Raw genomic sequence first — 24,762 nt, 5'->3', positions numbered from 1 at the left:
TATTAAATCTGTCAACAGCTTAAAAACAATAATGTTTACTCAAATAATAAACAAGTAGATGTGAATAAATCCATTTTAAATAAATATGCAGTTTTGTGATTAAAAAGGGTATACTATAAGTAATGACATTTATAAACCCCAACGGGTATAGGAAGAAGGCAACTTAATGGCTAAATTCCATCGTGCATTTGGTGTTTATGGCATTATTGGTGATCAAGATGGTTTGGTCGTCACTAAAAAATACGGTGGTCCATATACTAATCGCTTTGATTTACCAGGTGGTAGTTTAGGCGATGGGGAACCATTATTACATGCCATCAAGCGTGAAATTCAGGAAGAAACCGGATTAGTGCCGACAAAATTGTCTCAATTAGGGATTACCAGTTTTCGTTATCCTTGGCACTTTGAGCAGTGGCAATACAATCAGCATATTTGTGTGTTTTATCGGATTGATGAGACCGTTGGCCAAGTAGCAGGTCAAGTTTCCGAAACGATTACGGGACAAGATTCGCATGGGGCACTGCGAGTGCCATTATCACAATTATCAATAAGTAACGCCTCACCATTAGTTTTGAAGGTCAAAGCTTATTTGCTTAATCATGAAACGTTTGATGCGCAAGAAATCGATTATCAAACATGGACAGTATTAAAAAAGTCGGTGTATTAATATAGTATAGTTGTAACTTCTTACTTTAACTAAATGATTACCTCAACCCAAAAACCAGCCATCAGCTTAACGCAGCTCTCGTGGGGAAGCAATAACCAACTTCCGCAAAAAAATAAGCCGCCATTTAAGTAGATACAACTTAAATGGCGGCTTATTTACAATAATCTATTCTTTCTTAGGTGTAAGTCGTTCAACCAAGTCAGCATCTGGCGAAACATACAATGTTTTTTGTCCTTCATAAATAACTAAGCCTGGTTTAGCACCATTAGGTTTACGTATCTTACGAACTTGCACATAGTCAACTGGCACCGTTGCCGAATCACGAGCCTTGGAGAAGTAGGCCGCTAAATTGGCAGCTTCCGTCAATGTTGCTTCACTCGGATCATCACTGTGAATAATGACATGTGAACCCGGAATCTTTTGAGTATGCAACCAATAATCCGATTTACGGGCAGTCTTTAAGGTCAACTGATCATTTTGCCGGTTATTTTTCCCAACTGAAATCTCAGTACCATCAGTTGCCACAAATTGTTGTGGTTGGCTCACTTTGCGCGAAGCCCGTTGTTTCTTCTTGGTCTTCCGTTGTTTTAAATAACCTTGTTGCATCAATTCTTCCCGAATTTCAGCAATATCGGCCGGCGCCGCAAGTTCAATTTGCGTTTGAATATTGTCCAAATAATCGATCTCACCTTGTGTCAATTCAATCTGTTCACCCACATAGATAACCGCATTCTTTTGCTTTTGATAGCGGGAGAAATACTTTTGGGCATTACGTGATGGTGATAGCTGATTGGATAGTTCAATCTTAAGTGGTTGATTATCATGGTAATAATCAGCTAACGTAATCTCGGTCATCCCACGTTTGACCTCATGTAAATAGGTGGTTAAGATTTCGCCTTTTAAGCGTAATTCATCAGCTTGCTTGGTATTCGCTAACGTTTGTTGCAACTTCTTCATTTTCTTACGGTTTTTCTTCAAGTCGTTGCGTACCACTCGAATTAAATTACCAGCTTGTTGTTGAACCCGTTCGCGTTGTGCCGCATCTTGATAATAAAAATCAAGCAGGGCACTAAGCGATTCAAATTGGCGCGTTTTCGTCCCAAAAGCGGCATAATTGCTAGCCGCAAACATCGTCTTATGGGTTGGCAACGTCGTCAACGTTGGCGTTGGGTGATCAAAGTTAGTTAAAAAGGCGTTATAGTGGGCCGTCAAATCACCTGGTTGATGCAATTCATACGCCAATTGTTGCGCACTATCGCGACCAAGGCCTTGATAGTGTTGCTGTAATTGCTTGGCTAAGACATCATCATTTGGATATTGCTTCACTAAGGACAAGTAATCGGTATTCGTATCAAACGGATTTAACTTATCTTGTTTCGGTGGCTCGATATAAGTTGCCCCTGGTAATAACAACCGATAACGGTTTTGGTCGGCACCTACGTGTTTGATGACATCTAAGATTTTACTCGTTTGATGATCCACTAAAATCACGTTACTGTGGCGCGCCATAATCTCAATAATTAACGTTAATTGTTCGGCATCACCTAATTCATTTCGCGTTGTTATGGTAAAGTGCACGACCCGGTCATTGGCCATCTGTTGCACATTGGTAATAATTGCGCCTTGCAAATATTTGCGCATCATCATCGCAAAGTTGGTTGGGACTGCTGGATTAACGTATGGAATCTGCGTCACTTGGACCCGCGGATAAGTTGGATCAGCCGACAACAAAACTGGCCAGTTCTTACCATTTGCGCGGACCGTTAGAATCAATTCATTTTGATACGGTTGATGAATTTTAATAATTCGACCGTTTAATAAATTTTCGTGTAATTCGGTGACCATGGCATGGGTAAATAGTCCATCAAAAGACATGTGATCACTCGCTTTCATCTGAATTTCTGCAATGCCGGTAATGCTACCGGCCAACCTTTATAGTATACATGGCAAGTTAGCGTTTAAACAAGTTATAAGTCGGCAGTCATCAGTCATTTCTGCGACGCCGACTGGTCATCAGGCCAGCGAACGACCAATAAATTGCTTATACCAAAAACCAATTTAGCCGTCTACTAACGAAAACCGGTTCACAATGGCGGGCCAGTTATTGTATAATACATTTAAAGCACAATTGAGGGGGTATATTAAATGAAGTCAAGTTTAGCCGCATTGGCTGATACTGCCAAACAACAAACGGCCATGTTAAAAAAGATTGCTAAAAGCCAAGGGGTCACGGTTGCTGAGTGGCAACTATTATTAAAATTATTAGCGGGGTTTGACACCCAAGAAAAATTGGCTGCTGAAATGCAACTCGACACATCAACCTTAAGCCGCCAATTAGCCAGTTTAGTGAAGAAAGAAAAGTTAAGTAAAGAAGCCGTCGGTCGTGATCGCCGGCAACTGATTTACACGGTGACCCCATTAGGCGAAAATGCTGCCGCCGTTATTAATGCTGACTACGCTAAATATGAAGCAACTATTTTTGATAAATGGCCACAAGACGAACAAAACCTACTCCGGATTCTATTAAACCGCTTAAATAAATCGGTTGACCGTACGTTGGGTGACTAAGCCACTTTTTAACCATCGGTACAAGCTGGTTTCAAGGGCGTATTTATGCTAATATATTTGATATTAATTCGATGAAGAAGTAGGTGTGTGTGATGAAGATTGCTGTTGTTACTGACAGCACTAGCTATTTGACACCGCAAGAGGTTGCCGACAATGATATTCATGTGGTACCGATTCCGGTTATTATAGATGGAAAAGTGTATCAAGAAGGCGTCGATATTACGACGAAAGACTTCTATGCCAATATGAAATCATTCAAGTCATTCCCCAGCACGTCGCAACCACCCGTGGGGGAAATGATTGAATTTTATAATAAATTGGGGGATCAAGGTTATGATGCGGTCATCAGTATCCATTTAGCCAGCACCATTTCCGGTTTTTATAATAGTCTTGAAAATATGCGTGATGCAGTTGATAACATTAAATTAGTGCCATATGACTCACAAATTACAGTGCGTTTAATGGGCTATTTAGCTATCGAAGCTTCCCGAATGGCCAAGGCCGGCCATACCGTTGAAGAAATTATCGCGCGCTTAGATGATTTGCGTGCTTCAATGGGTGAGTACTTTATCGTGGATGATTTACAAAACTTAGTGCGCGGCGGACGGTTGTCGAACGCCTCGGCCTTCATTGGTAGTGTTTTGCGAATCAAACCGATTTTAACCTTTGATGAAAAACATGAAATCGTCGCTTTTGAAAAAGTCCGTTCAACTAAGAAGGCTTTGGCGCGCGTGGAACATCTCTTTGCCGAAGAAAAAGCCAAGATCAACTATCCATTACGGGCGATTATCGTCCAAGGTAATAATCTGGAAGCTGCTGAAGCCTGGAAACAAAAGCTACAACAAGATTATCCAGAAATGCCAATTGATATTACTTACTTTGGCCCAGTGATTGGGGCCCACTTAGGGGATAAGTCGTTAGCATTAGCTTGGTTAAAAGATATCGACAAGGCTTATTAAGATGAAATTCTTATTTTCAAATGTCGCCTATAACCGGGCAGCGGCCTACGCTTTAAGGCAAGCCGTTTTCGTCGAAGAACGTGGGATTCCCGCTGACGTCGAATTCGACCAAAAAGATAACGACGAACGCTTATACGTTGTCGCGTATGAACAACCAGATTTACCAGTGGCAACGTTGCGCTTAGAACCAGAAGCCCATCACGTCATGCGTTTTGGCCGCGTTTGCACCCGCAAGCGCTATCGTGGCCAAGGTATTGGTCAACAATTGCTAACCAAAGCTGAAGTCTGGGCGCAAGGCCATGGTTATACCCAAGGCTTAATTCATGGTGAAGTCACTGCACAATCATTCTATGAACGTTGTGGCTATACGGTCCAAGCGGGCCCATACGATGAAGATGGCGCACCAGTCGTGGTCATGCAGAAAACATTTTAGCTATTATTGAAAACACTGGACCTAGTTTCAGTGTTTTTTATTTGCCCCCAAACTAGTTTGCAGGCGAGATAGGGCATGGTATCATAGAACAAAGTTAGGGAAAGGCAGTTGACTAAACAAATGAAAACACGCGCCGAATTGAAAACGGAAGTGAAGCAACTCTTTAAGGGTCGCTGGAAAGACGCCATTTTACTCTGTATTGTGGTCAGTTTACTCTCTATTTTCAGTGTGATAGCTCAATACACTGATAAAAGCAGTACGACGGGGGATTCAAGTACCACCAGTATGACCAATGCCACTAATATTAGTGGTGCAGTTAAAACCATTACGTCAATTTCATGGCAAACTTGGACCGCGGTTCTAGGTGTTGTGCTAATTGCTGTTTTAATTGAATTTATCTTCTATGCGGTGGTTAAAATTTTCATGGTCGGGACGATGTATTCAATGCTAGATTGGCTACGACAACCAAGTCGTGAGATTCATCCAGTCAGTGATTCAACGATCGGCTTCACCCGGCCATATGCTTGGCCAACGATTGGCTTAATCATTTTGCAAGCCATTTGGATCACCTTATGGAGCTGTTTGTTAATCGTCCCTGGCATCATCAAATATTTTGCTTACTCACAGACGTATTACGTCTATAAAGACATGGTCGCTGCAACGCCAGCTGGTCAACCACGACCACGCTTACGTGATGCCGTGACCCGCAGCCGTCAACTGATGGTGGGGCACAAGATGGAATACTTCGTGTTACAACTTAGTTTCATCGGCTGGGCCATTGTTTGTGCCTTAACTTTAGGGATTGGCTTACTGTGGTTAGTCCCATATCGTTATGGAACTTTTGCCAACTATTATCAAGAGTTAGTCGATCAAGCACAAGTTAGTGCGGTCGCTTAATGACTTCGACGTCCATTATGGTATGGGCGTCTTTTTTTGCGGCCAATTTGATTAATCTCAACTTTCAAGTGGCCTAACGACCGTTAAATATGAATTAATTTATATTTTAAATGACGATTTTAAGCGCAGATTGCAAGCGGATTACAAATCATTTACCACCTGATGTTTTACTGGCATTCACTATCAAAAGTCCTTATGATGAAAATTAGTAAAATCATTAGGAGGTCCCAAAATATTCAGATGAAATTAATTAGGAAAATTAGCTTACTAAGTTTAGCCGTGGTGTTGCTAGGTATGACCGCCACCACCGCCGTTGCCCCAGCTGCACAAGCTAGCAGTGTTGCCAGCCAAGCTAAGGCGTTGGCTAAAAAATATCACTTTAAAGGTCAGATCATGCTGACTAAAAATTATGCCGGTAAATCACAAACTATTTACGTCGGTGATGCTAACCATAAAAAGGGACTAAAAAACAACAAAAACACGATCTACCCAACGGCCTCATTACAAAAGGCCATCACAGGGGCCATGATTGAACAACTGATTGCTAAGAATAAGCTTTCAATGACTACCAAATTGTCGAAATATTACCCGCAAGTTAAATACAGCAGCAGTATCACGATTCGTGAACTGCTTGACCATACTTCTGGGATTCATATGGCTGAAACCGCACCTAGTAAGGTGCTGACGGAGCAACAAGCTTACCGATACACCTTGTCAAAATTAACGTCAACCGGGAATCACACGTATCAATACACCAATGCCAATTACACACTATTGGCGGGGATTATCACAAAAATCACCCATAAGTCCTATTACCACAACGTCCAAACGCGGATTGTTAAGCCATTGAAACTAACGCACACTACGGATAAGTATCAGGCCAGCTCAGCCTTAACTGCAGCCGTCAGTTATCGGGCCGGGACCAACTATCAAGCCCGCACCTATGAGAAACGTCTCTTTTCAAGTCTCGTTGGCGCTGGTAACTTATATACGAATGCCCATGATTATTACAAGATTATGTGTGGGATGCGAAATGGCAAAATCTTAACGCGGACACAATATAAGCAACTGCGCCATAACTACCAAGTTAGTTATGCCGGTGGTATGTATCGCTACAGCGATGGGACTAAATCAAACCACGGTGCGGATAATGGTTATGACAGTTACATGTATGCCACTGAAGGCAACCAACGGGCAATCGTTTACTTTGCCAACCAGCGTGAAACCATTGATGCGAATACGTTTGCAGCCAAGTTATATGCGCTAGTTCGTTAGGGAACTAACGACAAGTGCCGGAAAATATGGTAAACTGGCGGAAGCAAGAAAGGAAGTGCGATAGTTAATGCCTGAACAACAGCAGCCGACGCGGATGTCACGTTTAAAAGCGCGCGAAGTATCGTCCAGCCGCAAACGGTCGCAACCTAAAACGCCTAAGCCACCGAAAGGGCCGCAAAAGCCACAAGGACCTAAAGGACCGAAGAAAAAACGGCACTTTTCATTGTGGTTATTAGCGCTAATCGTGATTGCACTAGGCGGGACCATCGTTTATTTCGTAAAAGCGTCAACCAGTGAAGACCTTGTCAAAACGACGGCCAGTTCATCATCTAGTTCCAGCAGTAGTAGTCATAAAAAGAAGGCGTCATCATCATCGTCTAAGAAGAAGTCAAAATCTAGCAGTGATAGCGATAGTGACACTAGCGATGACTCGAGTGATTCAACTGACAGTGATGATTCAGCAACTACAACTGCTGATAACACCACGACGACTGATGACACTAATTCACAAACCACGACGCAAACGCAACCAGCTAGTTCGTCTTCGACAACACATCATACGACGACCACTACAACGGGCAGCAGCCAACATAGTACGTCGACACCAGCTAGTTCAAGCAGTGCCACGAGTACTAGCAAGGCAAGCTCGTCAACAACTAGCAGCAGTAGTGCTAATAGTACCAGCAGTACGTCGACCGATTCTTCAACGAAGACGTTTAGTTCAAAGTCTTCGGCAATTAAGTACGGTGAAACCCATAGCGGGAATTATACCGTGACGAATGGCGATAAGAACGGCACATACTATAAAGTCACCACTGAATAACTTACGAAAAACTTAAGAATTTAATTCAGCCTGTTCTTTTTTGACGAACCTCGGTATGCTAGAGGTAAAGCTTTAGAATCGGAGTGGTGGGATTGAATCGGAACATCGAAGTAAAATATCCGGCAATTTTTCGGGATGAAGGCACATACTGGGGCGTGCGTTTCCCAGATGTCCCCGCCGCCCAGACTTTTGGTAATAGTGTCCAAGCAGCCGCCGTTAATGCGGCCAACGCTTTAGCCGTGGCGTTATTTGACCAAGAACCACCGCGAGCTTCAGATCCCCGGTTCTGGAAATTAGCCACGACTGAGTTCGTCGTTTGGATCACCATGGCCGATGCCAAATTTGGTCCGGGGTCCACATCGCCGGCACCAACAAATTAAATCTTAAGTCCGTCAGAGAAACGGTTTGTCAGCCTGACAAACCGTTTCTTACTGTTTTTAAGGAGGAATATGGCGTGCAAGCACATCCATTAATCTTTGATACGAATATCGCAAAAGGTAAGCCAGAAAACATCCGGCACCCGCATAATAATTGCCCATTTTGTGATCCAAGCACTTTAACTGATATCTTTGCCCAAGATGACGACCGTATTTGGTTGATGAACAAATTTCCAACTTTACAAGCAACTTGGCAAACGATCATTATTGAAACCGCCGATCATGATGGTGACATTGCCACTTACAGTCAAGCGCAAAACCGGGCTGTTTTTGCTTTTGCCTTAAAGCATTGGCAAGCAACGATCGCCAGTGGCCGCTTTGCCTCGACGTTGCTATACAAAAACTTTGGCCCACACTCTGGTGGGAGTTTACGGCATCCGCACATGCAAATCGTCGGCTTAGATGATATCGATGGCTATGCCAATATCACCCCAGCTAACTTATCCGGCTATCCAATCATCACGAACGGCAGTCTTAAAGTGACCGCGTCTGACCAACCTGTGATGGGATTTGTGGAATTTAACATTACGACGACTTGGGAAGACCACGATCAACTTGCAGATGCGGTCCAAAAAGTCGTGCAATACACCTTAAACGACTACTTCCAGGGGCGTTGTGATAGTTACAACTTGTTCTTTTATCCTTTAGGTGATCAAGTTGTTTGCAAAGTGAATCCATTGTTTAATGTATCGCCATATTACATCGGTTATCGCTTGTCGCAAGTCGACACGCCTGAACGGATGCGTGAAATCGCCGCGGAAGTCCGGCAGAAATTTTAATTACCTTGATAATCCCGTTAGGCCATGCTGGTTTAACGGGATTTTTGGGCAAAAATTTAGTGGCTATCGGTCAATATGTTATGATAATCATTAAGAACTAGTATAATTAGTTAACAAAAGAATCAGAGTGGAGGAATGCACCGTGCAAAACTTAATTCCCGGTGATATGTTAGAAGTTAATCAAAAGTTAAAGTGGGAACTGGATAGTGGCATGACTGCCGATGAAAGTAGCGTCATTAACGATGCCGTCTTAGCGGGCGTTCAATACTATACTGATGAAGCCTTAGAAGGCAGCTATTGGACTGTAAAATGGAACACCGCGCATGATGGCATCGACTTATACGGGACAACTGGACTAGTCGTTGGCACGATTAAACCAGTTAGTGCTAGTTTAGAAGCCGATTTTCGACAAGATGCTCAAAGCTTATTTATGCGGATCGAACAAGCAGTCGCTGAAATCGTCCGTGATAATTAATCTGATTTTTTAAAGCGAGGTGGTTGCGATGTTTGATCAAAATGCAGACCGGTACGCAACGTTTGGGCTAGTTGCCAAGTTGCCGAGTGCCGTCATTGACAGTATTTGGGCCATTATTGACGACGACTTGCAAGGTGTCGTCCCATTAGCACAAGTCTTACAATTTGCTTTAATTGACCGACAAGGGACCGTTACGGTTGTCTTTGATGCCAAAAATGACTCAATTTTTGAGTTTGACTTACCAGCTGATTACGACCGCAGTTTCCCGGAAACGGTCGCCGTTTTAGATGATGGTCAAAATCAAACGATGATGTTAGTCGATGAATTACAAGCTTAAGCCGCAACTAAAAGCGTTCAGTCCGTTGATGGGCTGAACGCTTTTAGTTTGTTCAATTGCCCATTTAAGCCAGCGCAAACCGGCGCATTTTTGCAAACGAGTCGCTATACTGACTTCATGGGGGCGATTTTTATGAGCAGACGACATACCTTAGCCGCATGCGTCGTTGATCATCAACATTATGACATTGTTGACGGCATGACACTGAGTGAACTTGATCAAGAGTTACAAACCGCGATTCAAGCCGACTTTCCACACGCCAGTGGTCGAACGTTTATTTGTAGTGAACATTTAGTGGCTTATCGCATGGCCAAGATGGACCAAATGATCGCTAAAGATTATGAAGAGAATAAAAAAATCAACCACCGATTGACCCATATTTTAGCTAAAAATACGTATCAGGTGGTTGATGTCAACCGTCAGTTAGAAAATTCCTTAACTTGGGGGCAACGCATCGCCGATGCCGTTGCCCGTTTTGGCGGTAGTTGGACCTTTATTATTTTATTTGTCGGCATCATGTTGTTATGGATGCTGATTAACATTTTACACTTATTTGGGATGCACTTTGACCCATATCCATTTATTTTACTGAATTTATTCTTAAGTATGGTCGCGGCGATTCAAGCACCGCTCATCATGATGAGCCAAAATCGGGCCGCTGAATATGATCGGCTGCAAGCGGTCAATGATTTTCGCGTCAATTCAAAATCTGAAGAAGAGATTCGGGTGCTTCATACCAAGGTCGACCATTTGATTCAACAAGACGAACCTAATATGTTAGCGATTCAAAAAATGCAGACCCAAATGTTGGGTGAGATTCAAGCCCAAGTCAATGAACTGCGACGACTGCAAGCAACCCGGCCACCACATTGAGTTACTTATACTTGGCTTCTAAGCGACTCATCCAATATCCAAGGGCAATCCCGGCCAAACAAGCTAACGCGCTCCAGAGCCAAGTTAATGGCGTCACACCGGCATAAGAGATACTTTCAGCTGCATGTGAGTTAGGTACGAGGATCAAGATCGTGCTCGCGACTACGATCCCTAAAATAAAATGATAAACCCGTGAATGGAAGTGTTGCAATAAATGATCCATCACCTTGGAAAACAAGGCCATCGCTAAAACACCACCAATGGCAATTGGTAAATAGACGCCTAAGATATCCAGCCGCTTAAAACCAGTTAGCATCGGTGTAAACAAGCCCAAAATTAACAGCAAGTTTGATGGACTCAACCCGGGCACTAAGACACCTAAGGCAATTAGGACCCCAGCAATGACAAAGCCACCAAAATTAGCTGGCAAGGTGCCAAATAGGTCACTCATAAAGTATAACAAGCCACTACTAATCAGTAGCGTCCCGAAAAACCATAGATAATCGATACCATCACGCGGCCCACGGGCATTCGCCGTTTGCATCAATGATGGCAAAGTACCGATAATCGCACCGGCAAACCCCCAGAGCACGATAACTTGCGCATGTGCTAATAAATATTCCAACGGGGCTGACAGTAGTGCGATCCCAACGATGCCACCAATGCCAACTGGGACAAAGTACCAAAAATCTTGTTTAAAACGTTGCCGGAAATGGGCCATAAAGCCCAATAACCGTTCGTAGATCCCAAGAATTGCCGCCAAGACACCACCAGAAACACCCGGTAAAATAAAGCCGAGGGCAATGATGACGCCTTTAATAAAGCGATTGAACCAATGATCGTTTTGCTTAGTCATAAAATAAACTCCTTTTTTGTGGCTAACGGTCAAACTAGCCTAAAGATAGCAAACTCTTTCCCGCACTGCAATCAAAATTTTTCTTAAGTTTATCACGGATTCGTTGACCCATTTAAATAAATTCAGTGAATTTATTTGCTCCAGTCAGTGTTTTAGCATAAAATGGACTAATATGAAAATACATGTAAATTTATGAAAATGATTAGTAAAAGGAAAGTTGAGGCTATATGGAAAATCAACAGCTCGCTCGAAAGCTAAAACGCCGCCACGTGCAAATGATTGCGTTAGGTGGGGCAATTGGTACGGGCTTATTTCTCGGTTCTGGTTCGGCCATTAAACAAGCCGGACCATCAATTTTATTAGCCTATGCCATTGGGGGCTTTTTTTGTTACCTCATGATGCGGGCACTCGGAGAATTGTTATTATCAAATACAAAATTACATTCGTTCCTCGAATTTATTAATTTATATTTAGGTAAAAAATTCGAATTCGCCATCGGATGGACTTATTGGCTTTGCTGGATCAGTTTAGCCATGGCCGATTTGACGGCCAGCGGGATTTATATCCGTTACTGGTTCCCTTGGATTCCACAGTGGGTGACACCGTTAATTATCATTTTGATTTTGTTGGTGTTTAATCTGTTATCCGTCAGTGCCTTTGGTGAACTAGAGTACTGGTTCTCGATGATCAAAGTCGTGGCCATTATCGCTTTGATTGTGACTGGGGCCATTTTAATTGGTTCTTCGGCGCATGTCGGTGGCCATACGGTGACGATGACTAATCTATTCAGTCACGGCGGCTTCTTCCCTAAGGGGATGGGTGGGTTTTTGACCTCGTTTTCACTCGTCATTTTTGCTTTTACGGGGATTGAAATGGTCGGCATCACAGCTGGTGAAGCTGAAAACCCCGAAACCGAATTGCCACGTGCCATTAACAGCTTACCGATTCGAATTTCATTCTTCTACGTTGGCGCGCTGTTTGTGATCATGTCGATCTACCCATGGGACCAAATTGCGACTAATCAATCACCATTCGTCCAAGTCTTTAGTGACATTGGGATTAAAGCCGCCGCTAGTATCATCAACTTCGTTGTCTTGACTGCGGCCTTGTCAGCTTGTAATAGTGCCATCTTTAGTACGAGTCGAACTTTGTTTACGTTGGCGCATGGTCAAAATGCCCCTAAATGGATGGGGAAGGTCAATCGCTACAATGTCCCCGCACGATCGTTAGTCTTTTCATCATTGATTTTACTCGTTATCGTGGTGTTGAATTACGTGATTCCAAGTACGATCTTCACGTTGATTTCTAATGTCGCCACAACGAACTTTATTATCGTCTGGTGTTCATTACTGGTTTGTCATTACGTCTATAAAACGACTACTGACAGCCGGAATAACCCATTCAAGTTACCGTTATTCCCAGTTTCAAATATCGCCACCTTGGTCTTCTTTATTGCCGTTACCGTTGTCCTATGTTTTGACGCTGTCAATCGTTGGGCGGTCATCGGGTCAGTGGTTTGGTTTATGGCGTTACTGTTTATTGAACGCGGGATGCGTCGTCATCAAGAGACCACTAACTAATCGCACTAAGTTAAAAAGCGCCTGCCAAGTAAATATACTTGGTAGACGCTTTTTAATTGACCGGTGGTTTTAACTGGGCTAAAACCGGTTGCGTGTCTTTTAAAACGACCGCTTGATCCGGTAAAGCAATAATTCGATGATGGGCCAGTATCGCCGTTGTTAACGCTTGATAAGCCGCATCGGCTAAGACCCAACATGTATCCGTATCGTATTCAGTCGCATTCAATAAGTCATAGCCTTCGCTTTGGTCAACATAGACTTGAAACCCAATGCCTAGTTGTGCTTGCAAGCGACTAGCATAGCGACGAAATAACGCTTGATTCGCTTCCTGATCAGCAGTCGGTCCAACGACCCGGTCAGCTAAACGAATATCGGGGACTAAAAAGACTTGCATCGAGACACCTTCCATCCTTGATTGTTTCGACTTAACGCTATTTCTATTTTAGCTGATTCACGGGCTTTTTGCAGGTCTTAGTTTCGGCTATTCACCAATTAACAAAAAAGGCAGTCGCTACCGCTAGCTTCGGGGTAGTGACTGCCTTTACAACTTAATTAGATTAAATTAGCGAGTACCAAACCAGCCACACCAATCAAAGCGGCATAGGCTAAAGCAGGTAAAATCGTCTGGCGCAAGATCGTGCCTTCCTGACCATCCAGGCCGACGACTGAACTTACTGCAACGATATTATGCACACAAATCATATTCCCAGCCGCCGCCCCAATCAATTGGGCTGCCAAGACGACCGATTCACTCAAATGCGCGTTCGCCGCAATATCGGCTTGGATCTGGCCAAAGGTTAAGGTTGAAACAGTCGTGCTGCCAGTCACAAACGACCCTAATTCACCTAAGAATGGGGCAATGATAATCCAAATTCCCGCCAAGTATTTCGCCACAAATTTGGCAATGTACATCGGCATGCTTGGTAAGTTACCACTATTTAAACCAGAGTTGGTAAAGACTTGCACTAAAATCAACGTTACAACTAACGCAATCGCGGTATTACCCATGGAACCAACCACTTTTTTAGCTGTTGGCCAGGCCGGCTTTAATGACCGTGCTTGAATCAAGAGGCCAATTAAATCGGCAACGGTCAAAAGGGTGCCGGGGGAGTATAAGAATTCCCAATCTGAACTGATCGTTTTAAAACCCATAATTTGGGTCCATGATAAGTTCACATAGGTCGTTAGCCAGGTCTTTAATGGCTGCCACACTCGGGTGGCTAATAACAAGACCACCACAATCAAATATGGTGCCCAGGCCGTTAATAAGGACATTTTGGGCGTCGTAGCCGTCGGGTCCTTAGGCGTTGCCGCCGCCACTGATTCGGTCTGCCACGGCTGTGCTTGGACTGATTTAGGTAACAACCAGTGATAACGTAAACTCACGATCGCCACGATCAGTGTAATGAAAGGGGCAATAATCGAGACAAATTCATAACTGATCAACGCCGCTGTTAATAATGCCGTAATACTATACACAAACCCAATCAGCAGGGCCCACGGTAAAACTGCCAACCACTGTTGCCAACGGCGCGTTTTGGGGCCAAAGCTCCAAATCAAAATAAAGATCAATAAGGCCGGCATTAGGGCGCCAACAAACAAGTCGAGCTGGGTGACCCGTTGGCCAATCAAATTAAGTAAATCCGTTTTTTCCGTGACGTTACTTAACCCAACCGTTAACGGGGTCCCAACGGCGCCAAACGCGGCTGGCGTTGAATCCGCAACTAGTGCCAAAATGACTGCCGCCATCGGGGTGAATCCTAACGCAATTAATAGCGGGGCCGTCACCATTGCCGGTGTCCCAAAGCCAGAGACCCCTTCAATCAGACCACCAAATAGGAAAGCCACTAAAACCACTTGTAACCGCATATCAGCTGACAAAGCTTGAAAACCTTGATTGATACGATCAATTGCACCAGTCGCTCGTAAACTATTTAACATTAATAGGGCGCCAAATAAAATCCACAAAATTGGTAACGCCTTATGCAACGACTGTAACACTGAAGCCCCGATCACAGCGGGCGATAAGTGCCAGAAAAAGTAACTTAAAATCACCACGACAACGGCACTAATACTCATCCCGCGGGTCGCCGGTAAATTCAGACCACCTAATAAAACTAACGGTAAAATAATAGCAGCTAAAGCCACTAAAATCATGCACCCAACCTCCTTTAATTTGCCATAACGACACTAGGCCGCTTTAGAAGCAGAAATATGATGTTTTTGACTATAAATCGTCACCATTGAGACGATGAACGATAACCCGGTCAACGGCCAAGCCATCCCGTGTAAGTAAACACTGACATGGGTCGCCGTCGAAGGGTTAAAGAAGGCCATCAAGTTCAAATGATTCAAGACACTTACGGTCACTAATAACCCAAAGAATAGTAATTGACACAACAACCCGCCATAAGTCGAGAAACGATATTTATTAATAATCGCCAAGTCAGGATCATTTTCATCGGCCGTATAAACGCTCGTATTAATGGCCGGATTCTCATAACCGACGTATAGGGCGATTAAAATCAAGCCCAGACTATAAAGCACTGGAATCGTGGTCAACACTAAGACGTGCCCGACGACTAAACCAATTTGCGCGTAACGTTTCGCCAAGGCCTCTTGGTGATGGGCCACTAGATGATATAGTGGGCTACCACCTTCAAAACCAATCAAATAAAATGCAAATGCTAAATACATTCCCGTTTTGCCTAAAACAAAGTAAGCAAAGAAACTGTTGAACAGGAGCACAAAACTAATGAGAAAGCCCCGGTTAACGATTCGTAGTTTATTCGCCGGCATTGCTTTCCAATCAGCTGCTAGCTCAATGTTCAAAACGACGATTGCAATCACGATGACCCCTAAGACATATGGTAGGGCGATGCTGAGGGTGGCTTTTCGTAATAGCGTTAATAAAGCCATTGCCCCAAATAAGATAATAAAGAGCAACACGCGCCAAACTTTGATTGGCGTCCGTTCAGGCTTAGTCTGGTGATTGTAAAAAGCCAGTGAGAATTGATCCAGTAAGCGGCCTGCCGGTAACGCCAGGACAAACAAGATTGCTAGTAAAACAAAAGCCAAGCGATACTGTAAGTCGAACATAAAATCAACGATAAATAGCGACCCTAAAACTAAGAAGATGACCCAATATAACCGTTTTAACTTAAAATCCGTACTAGTTGTTAAATGTAATTTAATCGTTAAGAAGTAAGGCCAAATATTCGCAGACGTATAACCGAGACATAAGGCCCCCGCAACGAGCCACCATAAGTTGCTAGTCACACTATAGATCACGCTACCGAACATCCCTAACCACAAACACATCAACAAATACGTGCTAGATTTTAAATTCAGCCGTTTGGTCGAAAAGATACTGGCCGCGCGCGCCACGTAAAAAACAACGATGGCCACTAAGTAATTGACACTCTGGGTTTCTTTATATTTAAACAAGATCAACACGTAAGGTAACATAATGCCGATGTTAGCCAAAAAATTCAACGTGGCAATCGAAAAGTCTAAAAAGGTACTTCGTAATTTATTCAAATGCGTCACACACCATTCTGTCAGATTCCTTAAGTATTAGTATAGCAATTTCACCAACGAAACGCTGGTAAAACGACTAGTTTACCGCGAAATAACGGGAAAATAGGCTAGTCATCACAAAATTAATTGGTCATAGCAAAATTAAGGTTTTCCTTATGATTAGCACCTTAATGGCCTCACTTGATTGTATGACAAACTACATATAAATAAGGAGTTTTGCCATATGCAAAATGCGTTACATCAACAACTTAAATCATTGCACAAAAAAAGTAACGATTGCTTGACCGTTACTTTTTATTTTGCAGTGATTTGCGTTCAGGGCTACGCCAAGTGCCCGAACCGAAACCTAAGATGGTTTTTAAAGCAGGAATAAAGGTCATCACGACCGTAATCGGATTGATCATCCAATAAAACAACATATATAGTGGTGCAAAAAACCAATACTTTAATTTGGCACCACGATGATCCAACAGCAATGCAGCCAGCAGCTGCATAAAACCAGCTAACATTTCAAACGTCACGAAGACAAATGAAATCATCAGCCCGTGAAAGACGCGTTCATAATTGCCGGTTATCAAGAAATAGCCCATTAAGATTAAAAACATCACCGATGTAATTAGGAAGAAAAACGACCAAATGATCGACAAAGTCGAATCAACAAACATCGAAAGTTGATACCGGCGTTGAATCGGGTGGCAAAGGAACTTCTTAATATTGGTCAACCAGACTTCCGTTCCACCTTGTGCCCACCGTTTGCGTTGCTTATATAACTCATGAATCGTTTCCGGCACATTCATATGAAAGACAATGTTGGGGGCAAAGCGCGGCACCGCACCAACCATTTGATGGTCCCAAGCAATACTGATATCTTCAGTCGCCCGGTTTTGGCGAAACCCACCAACATCAATTAAAAATGACTTCTTATATAGGGTGTTGGCACCACTGTAAGCATACATCGAATCATTGATCGAGGTTTGACTACGTTTTATCACGCCAACGATACTTGAAAATTCCACCGTCTGTGATTTACCTAATAACTTCGTTCGATTTTGAACGTCCATATTCGCCGTGACTGCAGAAGTATTCATATCACGATCATGCATAAAAAAGTTCATGTATTTCATCAGCGCATCTTTTTCGGGAATCGTATCAGCATCATTACTTAGAATGTAGTCGCCCTTAGCAAAATACATCCCAATATTAAAAGCATGCGCCTTACCTTTATTTTCAACAATATCAATCGTCCGTAGCCGTGGATAGGTCGCTTGTAGACGTTTAATAATTGCGGCGGTCTCATCAGTCGAGCCATCGTTCATGACCAACACTTCAAAATTATCATAATTTAGAGCCGTGAATAAGTAAGTAATCGTTTCTTCAATCATGATTTCTTCATTATGTGCTGGAATCATAATCGTAATCATCGGTTGTTTATCCGGTGGAATCACTTGCCAGTCATTATCACGTTTATTGGTTTTCAAAAAGCGATACGACAGGGCCCCGGCAAACCAAAAGAAGGACCCGACGACTGGATATAAACAAAGAATCAATAAAAAAATATTCAGCAACGTTTGCGTCCATGTTGCCGCTAAAATATGATCGATAAATAGATTCGTCATCAGCGCATCCTCGTTAATCTAAATCATTAATATCATGGTCATCATACAAGCGCTGAATTTGGTCAGTATCCAAATTTTGGGCTGGCTTCACTTGATAATACCGCGTGTGCTCGCGAAAATCAGCATCCCCAAAACGGTCATCCATAAATTGGGCTAAAGCCTGTTGCCTTTTCTTTTGATTGATTGGGTTGTAGGTTGGCCATTGCTCAACCAGCCGGTCACGCTTGCGATTTTGAATGATTGTCATGGTCACCGCAAACAACGACGTGGCGACAAAGGCAAACAACAAAATAATGCCGATAAATTTAATTTCAAAAATACCTTCATGATAGGCCCAAACACGTGGAATGCGGCGATCGTAAAGCGACCAAAATGAGAGTACCGTCGTCATGATCGGAATAATCACCGCAATCCAACCGATCAGGCCGACAAAGGTTTGCCAAATTTTTAGTCCCCAGTGACCATGCTCAAAATACGCATCCGTATAAAGTTGTTGCCGTGCCTTAGCAGTTTCAGCATCAGGCGTCGTCTTGGTTGTTTTCATTTGTATCTCGCTTTCTAGTCGCCATGACCGGTGCATCAGGATCGATTGGGCGGCCAAATAAGTAACCTTGGCGAATACCAATCTGTAACTGTTCCGCCAATTTTTCATCGGCCGCATCTTCGACACCCATTAAGATCAACGCAATATGATTGTCTTTCGACAATTTATTCCAAAACTGCAAATTCAGATCTAACCAAATCGAAGGGTCATCCTTGCGAAAACTACGCATTGAACACTTTAATGAATCAATATCAGTCAACATCCATTCAATGTCTTTTAAATTAGCTAAATCTGAACCCACGTTATCAATGCCAAAGGTCATCCCATATCGTCGAGCCTCACGAATGCGGCGACGAAAGAGGCGCTTATTAATCCGATCCGGCTGAAACTGTGGGGTATACTCAATCGCTAAATGCATCGGTTCAATGCGTGAAATCGCCCACCGCACAAAATAACGAAAATCCGGATTGATAATTTGATCATATTCCAAATTAATCGATAGGGTGATTGGTTCGGTTGGTAACGCCTTAAAGGTATCATCCAATAAAAAAATAACCCGCTGCAACGGCAACGAATCTAACGCTTTTGGCAATGACCACGAGCCATCTGGATTATGTTGTCGCAATAAACATTCATAACCGGTTACTTGACCGTGATAATCGACCTGTTTTTGGATGAAATAACGCAGTTCAATGGCATCATTTTCTAGATAATTATTAGTACTTTTACGCGAATACCAGTAATAGCCAATAATTGTAACCAAAAAGATGAGTGCCATCACTAAAGTTGCCCATAATAAAGCGCTTTCTAAGCGTGCTAAATCCATCATATCAAATCCTCACCATCAGCAGTTACGATATTAATAGTCAAAAATTAATTAAAGTATAGGCTTTTGTTATGACGATTTCAATTAGTAAACGGCCTCATATTGGGCAAAAACGACCTTGAATTAGCATCGTAATTACGTATATACAATTACTATACAATGCCTTTTTTACTTGCTTACATCGGGGATCAATCGAGTTACCGTCATACGCCTTATTGGGCTGGTCACGATGATTTTAGGTGTTGCCTGTATTCATTTTCTATCAGAGAAACGGTCTCATTATGATATTTGCTGTTAATAAGTAGCTGGTTTTAAGTTGCATTTAGAACATATGTTCGTGTATAATGAAACCAATCTCATTGAAGGGCAGGTGACGCCGATGTTAACCCTCGATTATCGTCGTGAACCGCACGGCGTTTACTTTTTAATTGATAATAAATCATTTTATGCCAGTTGCGAATGTCTCGCCCGCGGTTTTAACCCGATGAAGGCACCGCTCGTAGTCATGTCTGAAGCTGATAATACTAATGGCGGTTTAGTCCTGGCAACGTCACCTGAGGCCAAACGGCTTTATCACTTGCAAGCCAATGTCTCACGTCAACGTGATTTACCAAATGATCCACGATTAGTAGTCGTACCACCACGGATGAACTTATATATCCAGCGTAATTTACAGATCAATGCGATTTTTAATCGTTTTGTGGCTGATTGTGATCTCTTGCCATACTCGATTGATGAATCGATTTTAGATTTAACCCATTCTTGGCATTTATTCGGCGACACGCCACGACAAGTTGCGCAGCGGATTCAACATACGGTACGCGCTGAACTAGGCTTGTACACAACCGTTGGCATTGGTGATAATCCTGCCCAGGCCAAACTTGCCTTAGACTTATATGCGAAACACACCGACGATTTAATCGGTGAGATTCATTATGAAACGGTCCCCGAAAAAATCTGGTCGATTGCCGATTTAACAGCCGTTTGGGGCATTGGGACCCGGACAGCCAAGCGCTTAAACCGCCTAGGTATCCATAATATGTATGAGCTGGCGCACACGAACCCCTACTTATTAAAACAACACTTGGGGCTCATCGGGACCCAGTTATTTGCGGTCGCTTGGGGCATCGACCGCTCACAAGTAGCGCAACAAACCTTACCCAAAGAAGCCAGTTTAGGTAACTCACAAGTCTTGCCACGTGACTATCAAGATAAGACCGAGCTGGAAACCGTCATTAAAGAAATCGGGGAACAAGTCGCGGCACGCTTACGCCACCATCATCAGTTAGCTGGTGAAATCAGTCTATCATTAGGCTGGTCGTTTGCGACGCAGACAACCACTAAACAAAACGGCAGTCATCAAGCGATGCGCTTAGACCCAACTGATAATGATCAAGCGATTACCCAGCAATTGTTATATCTCTTTGAACGAAACTGGGACGGACAAGCTGTCCGTAATTTAGCCGTTTATTTATCGAAGTTACAAGCTAAACAAGGGCAACAACTCAGTTTATTTACGGGACTAGAACAACAAGTTCGTAACGATAAATTGGCGACCACGGTCGATCAAATCAGAGATCGGTTTGGTTTTACCAAATTAGTCTATACGAGTAGCTTGTTATCCGGTGGCACTGCCATTCAACGGGCAAGTTTAGTCGGGGGACATAATGGAGGTAATGCATATGAATAAAGATGTCAAAGTCATTAATGACCGGCTACAGCCACGGTTTAAGCGGGTGAGTCAGACCCGTTACTGGCTACAAGTGGCCGATGACCACTATGGCCAGACCTATAACTTTTTCTTCAATTATCAGCGCAAATGGCAACGGCTCAAATCGATCCCACTGCATACCATCACCACTTATGACTTAGCCTATTTAGAAACCGTCGTCTCAGAGCTACAAACCCTGACTAAATTAACCATTGACTACGTCGGCTTCACTGACCAAGTTTGGCCTGAGCGGCAACAACTGATTCAAAAAAAGCGGCATGGCTATGAGTAGACCCGAAGACACGTTTGATCTACAAACAGTACAAGACTTTTTTGATCATGTTTATCATGACCGCGGCATGGTTAAATGGCAAGGATTCTACTTATCTGATCATACGAGTGCCTTAAAGAAACAACACGTCCAAACGGCACAGACGTATCCTGAAAAGCCACAGCAAACGTTAGCCGTTATTGGGGCCTGCTTACAACAAGCGTACTTAACGAATCAACGCGTCAGCTTGCAACTAAATGAACGTGATCAAGATGACCGCTTATTACCTGATTTAACTGGGCATGTGACCGGCTATTATGATACTGATATCGTGTTGGATGGCCGCCAATTCATTGCCTTGAACCGTATTCGCCATGTGACGCTTGGACGTTAATGGACAATTTAAGACAATGTGTTAGATAACTAACGTTCTGTTTTGAATTGTGCTTAAGTTAACGCTACCGACTCGCTATACTGAGGTCATTCAATCAGTAAAGGAAGTCATTAAAATGTCAGCAATTAAAATTCATGTTTTACATACCGGATTAGTCAAAGTCGATACCGGATTACCATTCCATGATTTATCACGGAATCCGCTTGCCTTCACCGGGCTGTTCCGGTCCCACATTCATCAAATCACGTTGCCCGTTTCTAGTTATTTGATCGAGCATCCTAACGGGTTGGTCTTAATTGACACCGGTTGGCACGAACGGGTGCGGCAAAGCCAATGGCAAGAACTCGGCTTACAGACACAGATCAACAAAGCTTACTTACCAGCTGGTTGGTCGGTACGCGAACAACTCGCACGGCTCGGTTATCAACCTAGTGATATCGATTACTTGGTCCTCAGTCACTTGCATAGTGATCACGCTAGCGGGTTACCACTTGTCAAAGATGCCCAACACATTTTAGTAAGCCAACCCGAATGGCAAGCTGCCCAACACGATAAGTTACGCTATATCCCTAAAATGTGGCAGGGCGTCAATGTACAAACCTACGATTTTTCCGCCAGCAAATTAGGCCCGTTTCATCAGTCATTTGATTTATTCGGCGATGGGTCCTTACAATTCATTTACGTGCCTGGACACAGTCGGGGATTAGCGGCAACGCTAGTTCAAGGTGCTAGTGGTCAACAAGTCTTATTAGCCAGTGACACGGGTTACGCCCAGACGTCAATCGATCATCTCTATACACCAGGTATCGTTATCAATCGGGCGCAAGCCTTACAATCGATTGCTTGGGTCCAACAAGCAGCTAGTGAACCACAAGTGATCGAGACTTTGACCAACCATGACCCCGCAATTCGGCCACACACGATTACGTTGGCTTAACGATTTGTTGTAAAACGGCGTTAAAGCTCTGATTCATAAAGGCACTGATCCGGGCATCTTGGCCGTGCGTCAACGTATATTGAATATACGTCAACGCATTCGTTGCATAAAGTTCTTGTAAATAAGCTAACGGCACCGATGCAGCTGTTTGTTGCGTCACGTAGTGTGGTAAAGTGGTCGCTAAGATTTGCCGATACTGCTGCGTTAAATCAGCAGTTGGCGTATGAATCTGGAATAATACTAATAGCTGGGCTTGATCTGGTAGTAGCGCTGTCACTAGGGTGGTCAACGAAGCCGCCGTTTCAAAATCTTGTTGTCGCTGCTGCATCACGGCTTTAAATTGGTCAGTGTACAACGCGACTTGCTTTTCTAACCAATCGTATTTATCTAGGTAATATTGATAAAACGTCGAGCGGCCCAGTTGTGCTTGCGTACAAATAGCCGCCACTGATAATTTATCAAACGGGGTGGTCGCCAGTAACGTATAACACGTTGTATCAATTAATTGCAGGGTCTTTTGTACCCGCCGGTCTAATTTAGTCATACACCATAACCTCACTTTTTAGTCCATTACACCTATTATAATCGACACGGCCATCATTTGGTTCGGATATCGTTTTATCCTGCGTCTGGCACCGCAATGCCACGTTAAAGCATGCTATACTATAAACTAGTATGATTGGACATGACTTAACAGGGGGATAAACACAATGCAACGCTGGTTTTTATTGATGATAAGTACACTCAGTTTTGGTGGCATCGCCTTAACTGCTCAGGCCGCAACAACGATCACGAACCCGGCGGCTAAGCAGACCATCCCAACAAGCTATGACCGGACTAATAAAAGTGCATCTTATCAAGGTGTCAGTCATCAATTAACGACTAACCAAGGCCTGCGTTATCAAACTTATTTCTATTTACCAAGTTATTTCGCTAAAGCTGACCCGCACCGTAATATTTATCAAGGTGGGGTCATGGTCGGACATTATTTGTATCTGGTCGAAAGTTACAATAATAATACGACCGGTAACCTAGTAAAGATCAACTTGACCGCTGCTAAAAAACTGAAACTAACCACTAGTGACCGTGGCGCGATGGCACGGGCCTATCATTATTTTGATCCGAAAACAACTAGTGGGCAACAACACCAAGCCACTTATCAAATCCGTAAAACAAGGTTGGCTAAATTAAAACGCCAGCTCAAAACGACAATTGCCAAGCTCGCCAGCCAAACAAAGCAAGTTAAAAAAGCGCGAACTAAAGCGATCCGCCAACGCTTGACCAAACAGCTGGCAAAAACTAAAGCCACTAAAAAACAGCTGACCAAGCAACAAACGACCTTGACTAAACAACAGGCGCCCGCAGTCTTTTATAAAAAGGTCCAGGCCGTCAGCGTCGTAGGGCCCACGATTGAAACCGGGCATGGTCAAGCCCTTGGCTATGATACCAAACACAAACGGCTCTTTATTTATAGTAGTCACGCAATGCAGCCTAAACTACAAGTCGTCAACCAGACCAAGTTAACGACCACGACCACGTACCAAGCCAGTGGGACTCAGCCAAGTGTCCTCACGTTTGACACGAGTGGTCACGCTTATTGCGGGATCTTCAAAGGGCAAGACTACTACTTATACGAGGGAAACTATCAAGGTAAGACGCTTCAATTCAAATTACAGTTAATTATCAAGGATCAAATGACCGATCAAAATCAAGGTCTGAGTTACGACGCTCATAATCAGCGCCTCTATTTATTAGGCGATGGTGGGATGACGTCCTTACCCGTCAACAAATTACGACAAAAGACGCTGACGGCCAGTGATCTGCACAATGTCACGTTTAACAGCACGAAAGAATTTGAAAACTTAACCTTTGACGCGCAGGGCTATGGTTATTTAACCACCTTATATTCACCTGAGTTATTTAAATCACAACACCCACTACCATAACGTTACATCCACAACCCG

At 43.4% G+C, this 24,762-nt stretch carries 27 protein-coding genes; 18 read left to right on the top strand and 9 right to left on the bottom strand.

Features of this window, described 5'->3' with window-relative positions:
* Positions 1 to 166 precede the first annotated feature (166 nt).
* Entirely contained in the window at positions 167 to 667 is a 501-nt protein-coding gene (locus FFM75_RS08160) for an NUDIX hydrolase (RefSeq protein WP_137628682.1), read from the top strand.
* 165 nt (positions 668 to 832) lie between these two features.
* Here the strand turns inward: FFM75_RS08160 and FFM75_RS08155 are convergent, their stop codons facing one another.
* Positions 833 to 2,542: an NFACT RNA binding domain-containing protein gene (locus FFM75_RS08155; protein ID WP_137628681.1), complete on the bottom strand. Its 1,710-nt coding sequence runs from the start codon at positions 2,540 to 2,542 to the stop codon at positions 833 to 835.
* Between the two features lie 270 nt (positions 2,543 to 2,812).
* On the opposite strand from FFM75_RS08155, the gene FFM75_RS08150 reads away from it, so the two are divergent.
* The 11 genes from FFM75_RS08150 to FFM75_RS08100 all read left to right on the top strand — a co-directional run bounded on the left by FFM75_RS08150 (position 2,813) and on the right by FFM75_RS08100 (position 10,523).
* Positions 2,813 to 3,235: a MarR family winged helix-turn-helix transcriptional regulator gene (locus FFM75_RS08150; protein WP_137628680.1), complete on the top strand. Its 423-nt coding sequence runs from the start codon at positions 2,813 to 2,815 to the stop codon at positions 3,233 to 3,235.
* A gap of 92 nt (positions 3,236 to 3,327) precedes the next feature.
* Positions 3,328 to 4,194: a DegV family protein gene (locus tag FFM75_RS08145; protein WP_137628679.1), complete on the top strand. Its 867-nt coding sequence runs from the start codon at positions 3,328 to 3,330 to the stop codon at positions 4,192 to 4,194.
* A gap of 1 nt (position 4,195) precedes the next feature.
* A complete protein-coding gene (locus FFM75_RS08140; RefSeq protein ID WP_137628678.1) occupies positions 4,196 to 4,627 on the top strand; it encodes a GNAT family N-acetyltransferase in 432 nt (143 codons plus the stop codon).
* A 120-nt stretch (positions 4,628 to 4,747) separates the two neighbouring features.
* Positions 4,748 to 5,524 (top strand): DUF975 family protein, encoded by a 777-nt coding sequence (locus tag FFM75_RS08135; RefSeq protein ID WP_137628677.1) that lies wholly within the window; start codon positions 4,748 to 4,750, stop codon positions 5,522 to 5,524.
* A gap of 294 nt (positions 5,525 to 5,818) precedes the next feature.
* Positions 5,819 to 6,799 carry a serine hydrolase domain-containing protein gene (locus tag FFM75_RS08130; RefSeq protein WP_171001460.1) on the top strand — a complete coding sequence of 327 codons (981 nt, stop codon included), beginning with the start codon at positions 5,819 to 5,821 and terminating at the stop codon, positions 6,797 to 6,799.
* 67 nt (positions 6,800 to 6,866) lie between these two features.
* Positions 6,867 to 7,622, top strand: a complete 756-nt coding sequence (locus FFM75_RS08125) for a hypothetical protein (protein ID WP_137628675.1) — start codon at positions 6,867 to 6,869, stop codon at positions 7,620 to 7,622.
* A gap of 86 nt (positions 7,623 to 7,708) precedes the next feature.
* Positions 7,709 to 8,002, top strand: coding sequence for an RNA-binding protein (locus FFM75_RS08120; protein ID WP_223876638.1), 294 nt, complete (start codon positions 7,709 to 7,711; stop codon positions 8,000 to 8,002).
* 74 nt (positions 8,003 to 8,076) lie between these two features.
* Positions 8,077 to 8,838 carry a DUF4931 domain-containing protein gene (locus FFM75_RS08115; RefSeq protein ID WP_137628673.1) on the top strand — a complete coding sequence of 254 codons (762 nt, stop codon included), beginning with the start codon at positions 8,077 to 8,079 and terminating at the stop codon, positions 8,836 to 8,838.
* A gap of 142 nt (positions 8,839 to 8,980) precedes the next feature.
* Complete coding sequence (locus FFM75_RS08110; protein WP_137628672.1) at positions 8,981 to 9,313, top strand: hypothetical protein; 333 nt, start codon at positions 8,981 to 8,983, stop codon at positions 9,311 to 9,313.
* Between the two features lie 28 nt (positions 9,314 to 9,341).
* Positions 9,342 to 9,650, top strand: coding sequence for a DUF960 domain-containing protein (locus tag FFM75_RS08105; RefSeq protein ID WP_137628671.1), 309 nt, complete (start codon positions 9,342 to 9,344; stop codon positions 9,648 to 9,650).
* Positions 9,651 to 9,782: 132 nt separating this feature from the next.
* Entirely contained in the window at positions 9,783 to 10,523 is a 741-nt protein-coding gene (locus FFM75_RS08100; RefSeq protein WP_137628670.1) for a DUF1003 domain-containing protein, read from the top strand.
* 1 nt (position 10,524) lies between these two features.
* Here FFM75_RS08100 and FFM75_RS08095 read toward each other — a convergent pair whose 3' ends face one another.
* Positions 10,525 to 11,379: a DUF368 domain-containing protein gene (locus FFM75_RS08095; RefSeq protein ID WP_137628669.1), complete on the bottom strand. Its 855-nt coding sequence runs from the start codon at positions 11,377 to 11,379 to the stop codon at positions 10,525 to 10,527.
* 227 nt (positions 11,380 to 11,606) lie between these two features.
* Between FFM75_RS08095 and FFM75_RS08090 the strand changes: the two genes are divergently transcribed.
* Complete coding sequence (locus FFM75_RS08090; RefSeq protein WP_137628668.1) at positions 11,607 to 12,959, top strand: amino acid permease; 1,353 nt, start codon at positions 11,607 to 11,609, stop codon at positions 12,957 to 12,959.
* Between the two features lie 52 nt (positions 12,960 to 13,011).
* Here the strand turns inward: FFM75_RS08090 and FFM75_RS08085 are convergent, their stop codons facing one another.
* The 6 genes from FFM75_RS08085 to FFM75_RS08060 form a co-directional block, all read right to left on the bottom strand.
* Positions 13,012 to 13,353 carry a hypothetical protein gene (locus tag FFM75_RS08085; protein ID WP_137628667.1) on the bottom strand — a complete coding sequence of 114 codons (342 nt, stop codon included), beginning with the start codon at positions 13,351 to 13,353 and terminating at the stop codon, positions 13,012 to 13,014.
* Positions 13,354 to 13,511: 158 nt separating this feature from the next.
* Complete coding sequence (locus tag FFM75_RS08080; protein WP_137628666.1) at positions 13,512 to 15,116, bottom strand: L-lactate permease; 1,605 nt, start codon at positions 15,114 to 15,116, stop codon at positions 13,512 to 13,514.
* Between the two features lie 33 nt (positions 15,117 to 15,149).
* Positions 15,150 to 16,499, bottom strand: coding sequence for a hypothetical protein (locus FFM75_RS08075; RefSeq protein WP_137628665.1), 1,350 nt, complete (start codon positions 16,497 to 16,499; stop codon positions 15,150 to 15,152).
* A gap of 287 nt (positions 16,500 to 16,786) precedes the next feature.
* Positions 16,787 to 18,115, bottom strand: a complete 1,329-nt coding sequence (locus FFM75_RS08070) for a glycosyltransferase family 2 protein (protein WP_137628664.1) — start codon at positions 18,113 to 18,115, stop codon at positions 16,787 to 16,789.
* Between the two features lie 13 nt (positions 18,116 to 18,128).
* A complete protein-coding gene (locus FFM75_RS08065; protein WP_137628663.1) occupies positions 18,129 to 18,659 on the bottom strand; it encodes a hypothetical protein in 531 nt (176 codons plus the stop codon).
* Positions 18,634 to 19,485 carry an EAL domain-containing protein gene (locus FFM75_RS08060; protein ID WP_137628722.1) on the bottom strand — a complete coding sequence of 284 codons (852 nt, stop codon included), beginning with the start codon at positions 19,483 to 19,485 and terminating at the stop codon, positions 18,634 to 18,636. Before FFM75_RS08060 ends, FFM75_RS08065 begins: the two co-directional genes overlap by 26 nt.
* Positions 19,486 to 19,864: 379 nt before the next feature.
* Between FFM75_RS08060 and FFM75_RS08055 the strand changes: the two genes are divergently transcribed.
* The 4 genes from FFM75_RS08055 to FFM75_RS08040 all read left to right on the top strand — a co-directional run bounded on the left by FFM75_RS08055 (position 19,865) and on the right by FFM75_RS08040 (position 22,798).
* Positions 19,865 to 21,175, top strand: coding sequence for a Y-family DNA polymerase (locus tag FFM75_RS08055; protein ID WP_137628721.1), 1,311 nt, complete (start codon positions 19,865 to 19,867; stop codon positions 21,173 to 21,175).
* On the top strand, positions 21,168 to 21,488 hold the full coding sequence (locus FFM75_RS08050) for an acetyl-CoA carboxylase (protein WP_137628662.1): 321 nt from the start codon (positions 21,168 to 21,170) through the stop codon (positions 21,486 to 21,488). Before FFM75_RS08055 ends, FFM75_RS08050 begins: the two co-directional genes overlap by 8 nt.
* The gene (locus FFM75_RS08045; RefSeq protein ID WP_137628661.1) at positions 21,481 to 21,861 is read left to right on the top strand and encodes a hypothetical protein; all 381 of its coding nucleotides are present in this window, start codon (positions 21,481 to 21,483) and stop codon (positions 21,859 to 21,861) included. Before FFM75_RS08050 ends, FFM75_RS08045 begins: the two co-directional genes overlap by 8 nt.
* Before the next feature lie 115 nt (positions 21,862 to 21,976).
* The gene (locus FFM75_RS08040; RefSeq protein ID WP_137628660.1) at positions 21,977 to 22,798 is read left to right on the top strand and encodes an N-acyl homoserine lactonase family protein; all 822 of its coding nucleotides are present in this window, start codon (positions 21,977 to 21,979) and stop codon (positions 22,796 to 22,798) included.
* Here the strand turns inward: FFM75_RS08040 and FFM75_RS08035 are convergent.
* On the bottom strand, positions 22,785 to 23,342 hold the full coding sequence (locus FFM75_RS08035) for a TetR/AcrR family transcriptional regulator (protein WP_137628659.1): 558 nt from the start codon (positions 23,340 to 23,342) through the stop codon (positions 22,785 to 22,787). The two genes, FFM75_RS08040 and FFM75_RS08035, sit on opposite strands and share 14 nt — an antisense overlap.
* 166 nt (positions 23,343 to 23,508) lie before the next feature.
* On the opposite strand from FFM75_RS08035, the gene FFM75_RS08030 reads away from it, so the two are divergent.
* Positions 23,509 to 24,744 (top strand): hypothetical protein, encoded by a 1,236-nt coding sequence (locus tag FFM75_RS08030; protein ID WP_137628658.1) that lies wholly within the window; start codon positions 23,509 to 23,511, stop codon positions 24,742 to 24,744.
* Positions 24,745 to 24,762 lie beyond the last annotated feature (18 nt).

This window comes from Lactiplantibacillus daowaiensis, from assembly GCF_005405085.1.
Classification (GTDB): domain Bacteria; phylum Bacillota; class Bacilli; order Lactobacillales; family Lactobacillaceae; genus Lactiplantibacillus; species Lactiplantibacillus daowaiensis.
Note: the sequence above shows the minus strand (reverse complement) of the source record. Positions and strands in the feature narration are given on the sequence as shown.

Coding starts and splice junctions, on each gene's coding strand:
- FFM75_RS08130 (WP_171001460.1), top strand. CDS start 5,819: ATGACCGCCACCACCGCCGTTGCCCCAGCTGCACAAGCTAGCAGTGTT.
- FFM75_RS08040 (WP_137628660.1), top strand. CDS start 21,977: ATGTCAGCAATTAAAATTCATGTTTTACATACCGGATTAGTCAAAGTC.
- FFM75_RS08080 (WP_137628666.1), bottom strand. CDS start 15,116: ATGATTTTAGTGGCTTTAGCTGCTATTATTTTACCGTTAGTTTTATTA.
- FFM75_RS08140 (WP_137628678.1), top strand. CDS start 4,196: ATGAAATTCTTATTTTCAAATGTCGCCTATAACCGGGCAGCGGCCTAC.
- FFM75_RS08105 (WP_137628671.1), top strand. CDS start 9,342: ATGTTTGATCAAAATGCAGACCGGTACGCAACGTTTGGGCTAGTTGCC.
- FFM75_RS08035 (WP_137628659.1), bottom strand. CDS start 23,342: ATGACTAAATTAGACCGGCGGGTACAAAAGACCCTGCAATTAATTGAT.
- FFM75_RS08060 (WP_137628722.1), bottom strand. CDS start 19,485: ATGGATTTAGCACGCTTAGAAAGCGCTTTATTATGGGCAACTTTAGTG.
- FFM75_RS08065 (WP_137628663.1), bottom strand. CDS start 18,659: ATGAAAACAACCAAGACGACGCCTGATGCTGAAACTGCTAAGGCACGG.
- FFM75_RS08160 (WP_137628682.1), top strand. CDS start 167: ATGGCTAAATTCCATCGTGCATTTGGTGTTTATGGCATTATTGGTGAT.
- FFM75_RS08090 (WP_137628668.1), top strand. CDS start 11,607: ATGGAAAATCAACAGCTCGCTCGAAAGCTAAAACGCCGCCACGTGCAA.
- FFM75_RS08150 (WP_137628680.1), top strand. CDS start 2,813: ATGAAGTCAAGTTTAGCCGCATTGGCTGATACTGCCAAACAACAAACG.
- FFM75_RS08145 (WP_137628679.1), top strand. CDS start 3,328: ATGAAGATTGCTGTTGTTACTGACAGCACTAGCTATTTGACACCGCAA.
- FFM75_RS08055 (WP_137628721.1), top strand. CDS start 19,865: ATGTTAACCCTCGATTATCGTCGTGAACCGCACGGCGTTTACTTTTTA.
- FFM75_RS08030 (WP_137628658.1), top strand. CDS start 23,509: ATGCAACGCTGGTTTTTATTGATGATAAGTACACTCAGTTTTGGTGGC.
- FFM75_RS08095 (WP_137628669.1), bottom strand. CDS start 11,379: ATGACTAAGCAAAACGATCATTGGTTCAATCGCTTTATTAAAGGCGTC.
- FFM75_RS08085 (WP_137628667.1), bottom strand. CDS start 13,353: ATGCAAGTCTTTTTAGTCCCCGATATTCGTTTAGCTGACCGGGTCGTT.
- FFM75_RS08070 (WP_137628664.1), bottom strand. CDS start 18,115: ATGACGAATCTATTTATCGATCATATTTTAGCGGCAACATGGACGCAA.
- FFM75_RS08045 (WP_137628661.1), top strand. CDS start 21,481: ATGAGTAGACCCGAAGACACGTTTGATCTACAAACAGTACAAGACTTT.
- FFM75_RS08050 (WP_137628662.1), top strand. CDS start 21,168: ATGAATAAAGATGTCAAAGTCATTAATGACCGGCTACAGCCACGGTTT.
- FFM75_RS08135 (WP_137628677.1), top strand. CDS start 4,748: ATGAAAACACGCGCCGAATTGAAAACGGAAGTGAAGCAACTCTTTAAG.
- FFM75_RS08155 (WP_137628681.1), bottom strand. CDS start 2,542: ATGTCTTTTGATGGACTATTTACCCATGCCATGGTCACCGAATTACAC.
- FFM75_RS08125 (WP_137628675.1), top strand. CDS start 6,867: ATGCCTGAACAACAGCAGCCGACGCGGATGTCACGTTTAAAAGCGCGC.
- FFM75_RS08100 (WP_137628670.1), top strand. CDS start 9,783: ATGAGCAGACGACATACCTTAGCCGCATGCGTCGTTGATCATCAACAT.